The following is a 12,064-nucleotide window of genomic DNA, read 5'->3' on the forward strand; positions in this document are numbered from 1 at the left end:
GGCCCTTGGCTATTACAGCTTTATCGGTTTGATATTCCAAATTTCGTCCGCGTACTCCTGGATCGTGCGGTCGGAAGAGAAGTAACCCATGTTGGCGATATTGAGTATCGCGCGCCGGGTCCAGTCGTCCTGATTGAGATACAACTCATCCACCTTATCCTGCATATCCACATAGCTGCGGTAGTCGGCCAACAGCTGATAGTGGTCGCCAAGATTGACCAGTGAATCGAACAGGTTGCTGTAGCGTTGGGGTTCTTCAGGGCTGAACGCACCGGTAGCGATCTGCGTCAAAGCCAGATGCAACTCTTCATCCTGTTCGTAATACTGACGTGGGTTATACCCATCGCGGCGCAGCGCCTCCACCTGTTCGGCGGTATTGCCAAAGATAAAGATGTTCTCTTCACCCACGTGTTCCAGCATTTCGACGTTGGCCCCGTCCAGCGTGCCTATGGTCAAGGCACCGTTGAGAGCAAACTTCATGTTACTGGTGCCAGAAGCCTCGGTCCCCGCCAGCGAGATCTGCTCGGAGAGATCGGCCGCAGGAATGATCATCTGGGCCAGGCTCACCCCGTAGTTAGGGATAAACACCACCTTCAAATCATCATGCACTCGCGGATCGTTGTTGATCACCTTCGCTACGTCATTGATCAAGCGGATGATCTGTTTGGCGGCATAGTAGGCAGAGGCCGCTTTACCCGCAAAGATCACCACGCGCGGTACGCGTTTGGCATCGGGATCCTGCAGCAGACGGTTATAACGCGTGATCACATGCAATACGTTCAGCAATTGCCGCTTATATTCGTGGATCCGTTTGATCTGTACGTCGAACAACGCGTCGGGGTTCACCACCACGTTGAGCTTTTTCGCGATATACGCCGCCAGCCGCTCTTTGTTCTGCCGTTTGGCAACCTGTACGGCCTGCAAGAAGCTCGGGTAATCCGCATTCGCTTTGATTTCGCCAAGCTGGCTGAGATCGGTACGCCAGTGATGGCCAATGCTGTCATCCAGCACTTTGGACAGCGGCCGATTAGCCAACCCCAGCCAGCGGCGCGGCGTTACCCCGTTGGTTTTATTGCAGAAGCGATCGGGGAATACGCGAGCAAAATCGGCAAACAGCGACTGTACCATCAATTCGGAGTGCAGCGCCGAGACGCCATTCACCTTATGGCTGGCGACCACGGCCAACCACGCCATTCGTACCCTACGCCCGTTGGTTTCATCAATGATGGAGACCCGTGCCAGCAATTGATCATCCCCCGGCACCACTTGCTGTACCTGCTTGAGGAAATGGTCGTTGATTTCGAAGATCAGCTGCAGGTGGCGCGGCAGGATCTTGCCCAGCATATCGACCGGCCAGGTTTCCAGCGCTTCGCTCATCAAGGTATGGTTGGTATAGGAGAATACCTTTTCCACCACTTCCCAGGCATCCAGCCAGCTGAATTTGTGCTCATCGATCAGCAGATGCATCAGCTCAGGGATCGACAACACCGGGTGGGTATCGTTGAGGTGGATGGCAATCTTGTCGGCCAGATTGTCGAAGGTTTTGTGCATCGTCCAATGGCGGTTGAGGATGTCCTGGGTAGTGGCTGAAACCAGGAAATACTCCTGCCGCAGGCGCAGTTCACGCCCGGAATAGGTGGAGTCATCGGGATAGAGCACGCGCGAGACGTTCTCGGAGTGGTTTTTATCTTCCACTGCGGCAAAATAATCCCCCTGGTTGAACTTACCCAGGTTGATTTCATTACTGGCCTGAGCGCTCCACAAACGCAACGTGTTGGTGGCATCGGTATCGAAACCCGGGATCACCTGATCGTAGGCGATGGCGATAATCTCTTCGGTTTCCACCCAGCGGGCCTTCGCCCCTTCCTGCTGAACGCGGCCACCAAAACGCACTTTATAGCGGGTATTGTGGCGTGGGAATTCCCACGGGTTGCCGTATTCCAGCCAATAATCCGGCGACTCCATCTGTTGGCCATCGACGATGTTCTGCTTGAACATGCCGTATTCATAGCGGATACCGTAACCCCGGCCAGGCAGCGCCAGCGTAGCCAACGAATCCAGGAAACAGGCGGCCAAGCGCCCCAGGCCGCCATTGCCCAGGCCAGGATCGTTCTCTTCCTCAAGCAGTTCACTCAGGTTCAGGCCCATCTCATTGAGTGCGTCTTCAATATCCTGGTAAATCCCCATCGATAACAGCGCATTCGACAGCGTACGGCCAAGCAGAAACTCCATCGACAGGTAATACACCTGCCGGACATCTTGCGAAAGCTGGGCGCGATTGGATCGTAACCAACGTTCCACCATCCTGTCGCGCACCGCAAACAACACGGCATTAAGCCAGTCGTGCTGAGTGGCGATAGCCGGATCCTTACCGACAATAAACATCAGTTTATAGGCGATGGAATGTTTCAGCGCTTCAACACTGACCGTGGGTGAGGTGTAACTAAACGGTGAAGTCATAGTAATTCAATCCCAAGTACGTGATTACAACAAGCGTTGATAAAGCGACAGATATTCCTTTGCCGCGACTTGCCAGCCAAAATCCAGACTCATGGCGTGGCGTTGTACGTGATGCCAATGTCTCGGCCTGCTCCACAGCACCAGAGCACGCCGAATGGCATTGCCCAGGGCAACAGCATTACAATCATCAAACACAAACCCGCTGGCAGTGCCGTCGGCCAGGTTCTCCAGCGCACAGTCCACCACCGTATCTGCCAACCCACCGGTGCGGCGCACCAGCGGCAACGTGCCATATTTCAGGCCATAAAGCTGTGTTAACCCGCAAGGTTCAAAGCGGCTGGGCACCAGGATCACGTCCGCTCCGCCGATAATGCGGTGTGAGAAGGCATCGTGGTAGCCAATCTGCACGCCGACCTGTTCCGGATAATCGGCCGCCGCGGCCAGGAAAGCCTGCTGCAATACCGCGTCCCCCGCCCCCAGCAGCACCAACTGCCCCCCTTGTTCCAGCAACGCTGGCAGGGCTTCCAGCACCAGATCCAATCCTTTCTGGTTGGTCAAACGGCTGACCACCGCAAACAGTGGCAACGATTCATCCACCTGCAGCCCCATGGCTTTTTGCAGATGAACCTTGTTCTTTGCCTTGTTTTTCAAGCTGCTGGCGTCATAGCGTGCCGCCAGGCGCGCATCGTGTGACGGGTCCCAAATCTTGTCATCAACACCGTTGAGAATGCCGCTCAATCTTCCCTGCCGCTGCCGCTCCTGGAGCAATCCTTCCATCCCGTAACCAAACTCAGGCTGGGTGATTTCACGCGCATAGGTCGGGCTGACGGCGGTGATATGGTCAGCGTAGTACAAGCCTGCTTTCAGGAAAGACATCTGGCCATAAAACTCCAGGCCATAGATATTCAAGAATGACGGTGGCAACCACAGCTCCGCCATATGGTGGGCGGAAAATAACCCCTGATAGGCCAGATTGTGTACGGTGAAGATTGAGCGTGCCGGATGGCCATTAGCAGCCAGATAGGCGCAGGCCAGGCCAGCATGCCAGTCGTGAGCATGGACCAGTTTTGGCCGCCAGTAATGATCCAACCCCTTCGCCAACTCGCAGGCCATCCAGCCCAGCAAGGCAAAACGGCGATGGTTGTCCGGGTAGGCGTACATCGACTGATCGTGATACGGGCTGCCCGGCCGATCGTACAGCCAAGGGGCATCGATCAGGTAAACGCCCACGCCATGGTAGGTGCCATAACGCAGGCCTACGCGCCCGGCAAAAGAGTCGATTTCGGCAACCAGTACCGTGTCCGGGATACCGTTGCGCACGTCAGGAAAAGCCGGTAATAGCACCCGAACATCAGCTCCTGCGGCAATCTGCGCCGTCGGTAATGCGCCAACCACGTCTGCAAGCCCGCCGGTTTTAAGCAGTGGGAACATCTCGGAACATACGTGTAAAACCTGCATTATCACTCCTGAAATTCGGTAAAAACGTCTTTACAGAGATAAGGGGCGCAGCTTGCCACGCCCAAGGTCCCAGCCGGAATGGCTACAGTTTTGCCAACATTTCGCGCGTTACCAGCACGATGCCCTCTTCCGAACGGTAAAAGCGCTTGCTGTCTTCCTCGGCGTTTTCACCAATCACCATGCCTTCGGGAATATGGCAGGCGCGATCGATAATGCAGCGGCGCAGGCGGCAGGAGCGGCCAACGTTGACATCGGGCAGTAATACAGAAGAGTCGATAGTGCAGAAGGAGTTCACCCGTACTCGCGAGAACAGCACTGAATGCACCACCACCGAACCGGAGACAATGCACCCACCGGCCACCAGCGAGTTCATGGTCATGCCATGGCTGCCGGAACGATCTTGCACAAATTTGGCCGGTGGCAGTGGCTCCATATAGGTACGGATCGGCCAGGAGCGGTCGTACATATCCAGCTCAGGCGTGACCGAAGCCAGATCGAGGTTGGCGCGCCAGTAGGCTTCCAAGGTCCCGACATCACGCCAATATGGCGGCAGATCGGGACCACACCCCACACAGGAAAGCGTAAACGGATGCGCCCAGGCAGCACCCTGCGCGGTAATTTTGGGGATCAGATCCTTACCGAAATCGTGGGTGGAGTCAGGAGTCGACATATCCTCTTCCAGCAGTTGGAAGAGGTAGCTGGCGTTGAAAATATAGATGCCCATGCTGGCCAGTGACATATCCGGGTTGCCAGGCATGGCCGGCGGATTGGCTGGCTTCTCCAGGAATTCGAGGATCAGGTCGTTATCGTCCACCTTCATCACGCCAAACTCGCTGGCTTCCTTGCGCGGTACCGGAATACAGGCCACCGTACACTGCGCTCCCTTCTCGACGTGGTCGATCAGCATCCGCGAGTAGTCCATTTTATAAATATGGTCGCCTGCCAGGATCACCACGTATTCCGCTTCATAGCGGCGAATGATGTCGAGGTTCTGGTAGACCGCATCTGCGGTGCCTTTGTACCAGTGTTCGGTGCTGAGGCGCTGCTGGGCAGGCAGCAGATCGACAAACTCATTCATCTCTTCGTTCAGGAACGACCAGCCCCGCTGAATATGCTGCACCAGCGTATGAGAATGATACTGAGTGATCACCCCCATACGGCGGATCCCTGAGTTCAGGCAGTTGGACATGGCAAAATCGATGATGCGGTACTTGCCACCGAAGTGAACGGCTGGCTTGGCGCGGGTAGAGGTTAAATCTTTCAAACGCGAGCCACGGCCGCCTGCCAATATCAGGGCAACGGATTTATTCGGCAGTTGGCGCGCCAACATCAGAGGGTCTTTATTTTCGTGCTTAACCATAACTGACTCCTTTTAATTTTTCTCTACCAGCACGCAAAGCGAATGCGCAACCTGGCACCAGGCGGGTAGAACCGCCCGTGAATCTTCCTGAGTAAAGGGGGCGACAACCTGCCAATCACCCTCGGGTAACGTCATCTCAACGGTCTGCTGGGTGGCGTTGATCACCATCAGCCAGCGTTGCGACAGGCGGATCTGCAAGCAGCGATCGCCCTGTTCCCACTGTTGCGCACTGAGCGGCTGCCCCTGCGCGTTTAACCACTGCACGCTGCCGTCTCCCTCCTGCCACCAGCGGTCTGCCTGCAAAGCAGGAATTTGCTGGCGCAAGCGGATCAGCGCGGCGGTGTAGGCGGTCAGTGACTCATCCGCATTGGCCCAGTCGAGCCAGGTGGTTGCGTTATCCTGACAGTAAGCATTGTTGTTGCCTTGCTGGCTATTTCCGTGCTCATCACCGGCCAGCAGCATCGGTGTCCCCTGCGCCAGAAGCAGCGTGGCAAGCAGTGCTCGCTGGCTGGCCTGGCGGCGTTGCAAAACGGTTTCGTCGGCAATCAGGCCTTCAACCCCGTGGTTACAGCTAAAGTTTTGGTCGCTGCCATCACGGTTTCCCTCTCCGTTAGGCTGGTTATGTTTCTCCTTGAAACTCACTACATCCTGTAAGGTAAAGCCGTCGTGGGCCGTCAGCATATTGATGCTGACATAAGGCGCGCGCCCACGTTGGTTGAATACCTCGCTGGAGGCAGCAAAACGCTGGGCAAACTGACCCAGTGACAGATCGCCCCGCAGCCAGAAACGGCGGATATCGTCACGGAAATGGTCATTCCACTCAGCAAAACGGCCTGGAAACGCGCCAACCTGATAGCCCCCCGGGCCAATGTCCCAGGGCTCGGCGATCAGTTTGCAGCGCCCCAGCGTATCGTCCGCCAGCATCGCCTGAAACAGCGGTGCATCGCGGTCAAACGCCGGTGTACGGCCTAACACGGTGCCAAGATCGAAGCGAAAACCGTCGACATGGCACTCCCGAACCCAAAAGCGCAGGCAATCCATCACCCACGCCACGCCCGCCGGCTGATCCAACCGCAGCGTATTGCCACAGCCGGTGAGGTTATCGTAGCCACCGTCAGGGGTTAGCCAGTAGTAGCTGGGGTTATCGATACCGCGCAGCGACAGCGTTGGCCCATCCACATCCAGCTCTGCACTGTGGTTGAACACCACGTCCAGAATCACTTCGATCCCCGCCCGGTGCAGCGCTTTCACCGCATCGCGGAACTCACGCAGCGGCGTCGTCCCGGTGCTCAAACTGCTGTAGCGGTTGTCTGGCGCGAAAGGAGCCAGCACGTTGTATCCCCAGTAATTGATCAGCCCCAGGCGCTGCAAACGCGGTTCCGTGGTGTGCTGTTGCACCGGCAAAAGCTCAAGCGCCGTGATCCCCAACCGCTTGAAGTAGGCAATCATCGCCGGGTGGCCAAGAGCGGCAAAGCTGCCACGCAATACGGCCGGGATCTCCGGGTGCGTTAACGTCAGCCCCCGGACGTGGGCTTCGTAGATCACCGTTTTGCCCCAAGGGGTGGCTGGCGGGCGATCGTCTTGCCAATCGTAGCTTTCGTCGATCACTATGCATTTTGGCATCAACGGGGCGCTGTCTTGCGGGTCCGGTTGATCGTACCCCCCATGCAAATGCACATGGTCGGCAACCGGCCCTTCGACTGCCCGCGCCGCCGGATCGAGCAACAGCTTGTTGGCGTTAAAGCGCAACCCAAGATGCGGCTCAAATGGGCCATGCACCCGAAAACCATAACGTTGCCCCAACTCGCCCCCTGGCAGATATCCATGCCAGATATCACCGCTGCGGGCAGGCAACGGCAGGCGTGTTTCACGATATTGCGCATCGAACAGGCACAGCTCAACCTGAGTGGCATGCGCAGAAAACAGGGTAAAGTTGATGCCATTACCGTCGTAATAAGCCCCTAAAGGCGCGGCAAGACCCGGCGTCAGCTCTACCATCAAACCTCCCGCCGCAGATAAACCGTAGCCAGTGGTGGCACCATCACGCTGATCGAATGTTCACGACCGTGGCTGCCGATCGGCTGCGAAATCACCCGCCCCTGATTACCCGCGTTGCTGCCGTGATAATGGTGTGAATCGGTATTGAGGATCTCCTGATATTCGCCAGCGCGCTCAATACCGATACGGTAATGGGGGCGCGGCACCGGGGTAAAGTTGCTGATGGCTATCAGCTCATTGCCCTGCGAGTCGTAGCGTGCGAAGGCAAATACCGAGTTGTCGTGATCGTCGACTACCAGCCATTCAAAACCATCTGGACGATAATCGCGCTCATACAGCGGCGCATTCTCCTGGTAGCAGTGGTTGAGATCGCGTACCAGCCGTTGCACGCCGTGGTGCCAACCGTCCAATCCATCCAGCAGATGCCAGTCCAGACTGTTATCGAAATTCCATTCACGCCCTTGAGCAAATTCGCTGCCCATAAACAGCAGTTTTTTGCCCGGGTGCGCCCACATAAAACCGTAATAGGCCCGCAGGTTGGCGAATTTCTGCCAGGCATCTCCCGGCATCCGATCCAACACGGAGCCTTTGCCATGCACCACTTCGTCGTGCGAGATCGGTAGCACGAAGTTTTCGGTATAGGCGTAGAGCATGCCGAAGGTCATCAGGTTGTGATGGTATTTACGGTGCACCGGATCGCACTTCATATAATTCAGCGTGTCATGCATCCAACCGAGATCCCACTTGTAGTGGAAGCCTAAGCCGTTGGCGTCTGGCGGTAGAGTAACGCCCGGATAATCGGTGGATTCTTCCGCCAGCGTCACCGCCCCTGGCCGCTCTTTGCCCAGCGTCTGGTTGGTGTAACGCAGGAAGGAGATCGCTTCCAGGTTCTCATTGCCGCCATAGTAGTTCGGCACCCACTCACCGTCGGCACGGCTGTAATCACGGTAAATCATCGACGCCACCGCATCGACGCGCAGGGCGTCGATACCAAAGCGCTCCAGCCAGTAAAACGCATTTCCCGCCAGGTAGTTACGCACCTCGTGGCGGCCATAGTTGTAGATCAGCGTGTTCCAGTCCTGATGGAAGCCTTCGCGAGGATCGGCATATTCATACAGCGCGGTGCCGTCGAAGTTGGCCAGGCCATGGGCATCGCTGGGGAAATGCCCCGGCACCCAATCCAGGATCACGTTGATCCCGGCATCATGAGCCGCGGCGACAAAAGCCTTGAACTCCGCTGGCGTGCCAAAACGGCGGGTTGGCGCATACATTCCCAACGGCTGATAGCCCCAGCTGCCGTCGAACGGATGCTCGTTGATCGGCAACAGTTCAATATGGGTGAAACCCATATATTTAACGTAGGGGATCAGTTGCTCGGCCAGTTCTTGATAGCTGAGCCAGAAATTATTGTCGGTATGGCGGCGCCAGGAGCCCAGGTGCACTTCATAGATGGAAATCGGACGGTCAAAGTCATTGGCCCGCTGCCTTTCCGGCGTATTTTCCACCACCGCAGGCAGCGGTGTGATCAACGAGGCCGTTTCCGGCCGCATCTGCGCTTCGAAAGCATAAGGATCGGCTTTCAGCTGCACGTTGCCGTAACAATCGATAATCTCGTATTTATACAGTTGCCCGGCCTTCACGCCCGGTAAAAACAGCTCCCAAATCCCGTTCTCTCTACGCAGGCGCATGGGATGACGCCGTCCATCCCAAAAGTTGAACTCCCCCACTACCGACACGCGCTGGGCATTCGGTGCCCAAACGGCAAAGCTGACCCCATCCACATTATCCAACGAGCCAGGATGCGCCCCCAGCCGCTCATAAGGCCGCAGATGGGTGCCCTCGGCCAGCAGCCAACTGTCAATATCCTGCAGCAGGGTGCCAAAACGGTAAGGGTCTTCGAGAAGTTGTTGATGGTCGCGCCAGCTGACTTCAAGCTGATAGCGGAAAGGGGTTTTACGACGCGGTACGAGAGCGCTGAAAAAACCACGAGCGTCATCGCAATTGAGCTGAACCAGACGGTTACCGGTTTTACTCTCTACCAGCCACACGATGCCCGCATCCGGCAACAGCGCACAAATCTGTAGTCCGTTTTCGGTTACATGCATGCCGAGCAAGGAAAAGGGATCGGCATAGTGACCGGAGATGAGCTGATTGATCACGTCACGTTCGGGAAGTACAGGCATAGCATTCTTCCTTTGATTAAGAGCATGACTTTTAAAAGGCTACGCTGAACAAAAAGCAGCCGTTGCACCTATCATGCAATTCATTTGCTACCTAAAGCGTGATTTCAGTCGGTTATTGATTAATCGATCGCCTTCATGCTCGCAGTTTCGCTCTTTATGCTTAATTTTTAGGCGAATTTTCACCATTGATGGAAAACTTTTCATCCACCTAATAAGCATAGCCATGTCTGCTAAAAACACGGTGACATTACCAAGGAAAATTTTCAGCCGGAAAACCGGCGGAGCGGGCAACCTTCGCTGGCTGCGTCTGATATACGACAGGAGTGACGTCACCTTGCCTGCATCGCCTTTACTGCTACAGCAATTGAGATCAGAAATGTGGAAAACAGCACATTGGAGGGCTGAAAGAGATCAGCCTCAAGGAAGTTCAAGGTTATAGCAGTTACGTGCAGTGTTGGGGCTAACCGAACGTCAGATCAAACAACGCTCCAGCCCTTTCACTGGGCTGCATATCCCCCCTATTCAGTAAAAACACCTAGCCAAGTAGGTAATCAAGACAATGGATTGCTTCAATGACACCCTCTATTCTCTTTGTTACACCAAAGGTCTATTCAGGAGCAAGCCAAGATGAAACGTATAATCTCATCCGCCATTTTATTTAGCAGTATGCTGTCATTCACCAGTGCAGCCAGTGGCATTCTGACCGAAAAGAATCTCTCCCTCGAATTGGCTGATAAGTTGGCGCAAAGTGCCATCCAGGCCTGTAGCGCCAATAACTACAATGTTGCCGTTACCGTGGTAGACCGCGCCGGTATTCCTCTGGTTATTAAGAAGATGGATAACGCGGGTCCTCATACGGTGGAAGCCAGCCGGATGAAAGCATTTACCGCGCTGACCACCAAAAACCCTACCGAAAATGTGATGAAAAATGCCCAGACCAACGCCGGGGCAGAAAATCTGCGTGATATCCCTGGATTTTTATTGTTGGCCGGTGGCGTACCGGTGAAAAGCGGTGAAGAAGTCGTTGGCGCTATTGGGGTAGGCGGCGCACCGGGTGGACACCTTGATCAGCAATGCGCGCTTACCGCATTAGAAAAGGTGCTGACGAAATAACACGATGGGCCGCGGTTTCAATGATATACCGCCAACATGGCCCCTGCATTACGTTGCCGCCAATCGACCTGTCCCCAAAGTACGGTCTTGGGGATAATCTAAATGTGCGTTTTAGTAATGCTATCCACATAAAAAAGCCCGCTTTTATGCGGGCTATCGGTTTTTTGCAGCTTAGTGATCCTTCATGCAACGCAACTAAATATCCTACAGCAGGATACGCAGCATGCGGCGCAGGGGTTCGGCCGCGCCCCATAATAGCTGATCGCCAACGGTGAAGGCGGAGAGGTATTCCGGCCCCATATTCAGCTTGCGCAGACGGCCAACTGGCGTGTTCAAAGTACCGGTTACGGCAGCAGGCGTCAGCTCGCGCATGGTCAGTTCGCGGTCGTTCGGGATCACCCGTACCCAGTCGTTGTGCGTGGCCAACAGTTGCTCGATTTCCGGCAGCGGGATGTCTTTCTTCAGCTTCAGAGTAAATGCCTGGCTGTGGCAGCGCAGCGCACCGACGCGCACACACAAACCATCAACCGGGATGATGCTTGAGGTGCTGAGGATCTTGTTGGTTTCCGCCTGGCCTTTCCACTCTTCGCGGCTTTGGCCGTTATCCAGTTGCTTGTCGATCCAAGGGATCAGGCTACCTGCCAGAGGAACGCCAAAGTTATCGGTTGGCAGCGTACCGGAACGGGTGGCCTCCGTGACTTTACGTTCGATGTCCAGGATCGCCGAGGCCGGGTCCTGCAACTCCTTCGCTACATCCGCATGCAGCATGCCCATCTGGGTCAACAGCTCACGCATATGGCGCGCGCCCCCGCCAGAGGCAGCCTGGTAGGTGGCAACAGAGGCCCACTCCACCAAGTCATTGGCAAACAGGCCGCCCAGCGACATCAGCATCAGGCTGACGGTGCAGTTACCGCCAACAAAGGTCTTGATGCCTTTGTTCAGCCCTTCCTGGATCACCGCATGGTTCACTGGGTCGAGGATGATAATCGCCTCGTCTTTCATACGCAGAGAAGAGGCCGCATCAATCCAATAGCCCTGCCAGCCGGCAGCCCGCAGCTTTGGATAGATTTCATTGGTGTAATCGCCGCCCTGGCAGGTAATAATAATATCGAGAGCGCTTAATGCTTCGACATCATACGCATCTTGCAGCGTACCTTGCTGCTGGCCACCGAAAGCCGGGGCGGCAGCACCGAGCTGCGAAGTGGAGAAGAATACCGGGCGAATGGCGTCAAAATCGCGCTCTTCAGTCATGCGTTGCATGAGAACCGAGCCGACCATACCACGCCAACCAATGAAACCAACGTTTTTCATATTTACTGTCCTGCCTTGGAGGATGGCTATGCTCTATACCCTTTCAGGAAGGATATGAGATAGAGTTAAGTTATATGTTGTGTGCAATATCTACCCACCTTACAAAAAGTCGGCGCGAGCGCAAAGTGAATTTATTCAATGAGCAGGCAATTCTCAGTAACGCCGCTTATATCCGTCGTTT

General features: G+C 55.5%; 7 protein-coding genes. 1 reads left to right on the top strand and 6 read right to left on the bottom strand.

What is annotated here, in order from left to right; translation table 11 throughout:
• Positions 1-12 precede the first annotated feature (12 nt).
• From glgP to glgB, 5 genes are all read right to left on the bottom strand, one after another.
• Positions 13-2,460: a glycogen phosphorylase gene (glgP, locus tag KGP26_RS26685; protein ID WP_218520172.1), complete on the bottom strand. Its 2,448-nt coding sequence runs from the start codon at positions 2,458-2,460 to the stop codon at positions 13-15.
• 24 nt (positions 2,461-2,484) lie between these two features.
• Complete coding sequence (glgA, locus tag KGP26_RS26690) at positions 2,485-3,918, bottom strand: glycogen synthase GlgA (RefSeq protein ID WP_021807434.1); 1,434 nt, start codon at positions 3,916-3,918, stop codon at positions 2,485-2,487.
• An 82-nt stretch (positions 3,919-4,000) separates the two neighbouring features.
• Positions 4,001-5,278 carry a glucose-1-phosphate adenylyltransferase gene (gene glgC / locus KGP26_RS26695; protein WP_094982402.1) on the bottom strand — a complete coding sequence of 426 codons (1,278 nt, stop codon included), beginning with the start codon at positions 5,276-5,278 and terminating at the stop codon, positions 4,001-4,003.
• A 12-nt stretch (positions 5,279-5,290) separates the two neighbouring features.
• Entirely contained in the window at positions 5,291-7,276 is a 1,986-nt protein-coding gene (glgX, locus tag KGP26_RS26700; protein WP_094982403.1) for a glycogen debranching protein GlgX, read from the bottom strand.
• The gene (glgB, locus tag KGP26_RS26705; RefSeq protein WP_223664780.1) at positions 7,276-9,459 is read right to left on the bottom strand and encodes a 1,4-alpha-glucan branching protein GlgB; all 2,184 of its coding nucleotides are present in this window, start codon (positions 9,457-9,459) and stop codon (positions 7,276-7,278) included. Before glgB ends, glgX begins: the two co-directional genes overlap by 1 nt.
• 627 nt (positions 9,460-10,086) lie before the next feature.
• Here glgB and KGP26_RS26710 point away from each other — a divergent pair.
• Positions 10,087-10,572: a heme-binding protein gene (locus tag KGP26_RS26710; RefSeq protein WP_021807430.1), complete on the top strand. Its 486-nt coding sequence runs from the start codon at positions 10,087-10,089 to the stop codon at positions 10,570-10,572.
• Positions 10,573-10,776: 204 nt separating this feature from the next.
• Here the strand turns inward: KGP26_RS26710 and asd are convergent, their stop codons facing one another.
• On the bottom strand, positions 10,777-11,883 hold the full coding sequence (gene asd / locus KGP26_RS26715; RefSeq protein WP_223664781.1) for an aspartate-semialdehyde dehydrogenase: 1,107 nt from the start codon (positions 11,881-11,883) through the stop codon (positions 10,777-10,779).
• Between the last annotated feature and the right edge of the window lie 181 nt (positions 11,884-12,064).

This window comes from Serratia sp. JSRIV002, from assembly GCF_019968725.1.
In the GTDB taxonomy this organism is placed as follows: domain Bacteria; phylum Pseudomonadota; class Gammaproteobacteria; order Enterobacterales; family Enterobacteriaceae; genus Chania; species Chania fonticola_B.

What these genes read in the sequence shown, in the direction of transcription:
- glgP (WP_218520172.1), bottom strand. Translation starts at nt 2,460, where the DNA reads ATGACTTCACCGTTTAGTTACACCTCACCCACGGTCAGTGTTGAAGCG.
- KGP26_RS26710 (WP_021807430.1), top strand. Translation starts at nt 10,087, where the DNA reads ATGAAACGTATAATCTCATCCGCCATTTTATTTAGCAGTATGCTGTCA.
- glgA (WP_021807434.1), bottom strand. Translation starts at nt 3,918, where the DNA reads ATGCAGGTTTTACACGTATGTTCCGAGATGTTCCCACTGCTTAAAACC.
- glgB (WP_223664780.1), bottom strand. Translation starts at nt 9,459, where the DNA reads ATGCCTGTACTTCCCGAACGTGACGTGATCAATCAGCTCATCTCCGGT.
- glgX (WP_094982403.1), bottom strand. Translation starts at nt 7,276, where the DNA reads ATGGTAGAGCTGACGCCGGGTCTTGCCGCGCCTTTAGGGGCTTATTAC.
- glgC (WP_094982402.1), bottom strand. Translation starts at nt 5,278, where the DNA reads ATGGTTAAGCACGAAAATAAAGACCCTCTGATGTTGGCGCGCCAACTG.
- asd (WP_223664781.1), bottom strand. Translation starts at nt 11,883, where the DNA reads ATGAAAAACGTTGGTTTCATTGGTTGGCGTGGTATGGTCGGCTCGGTT.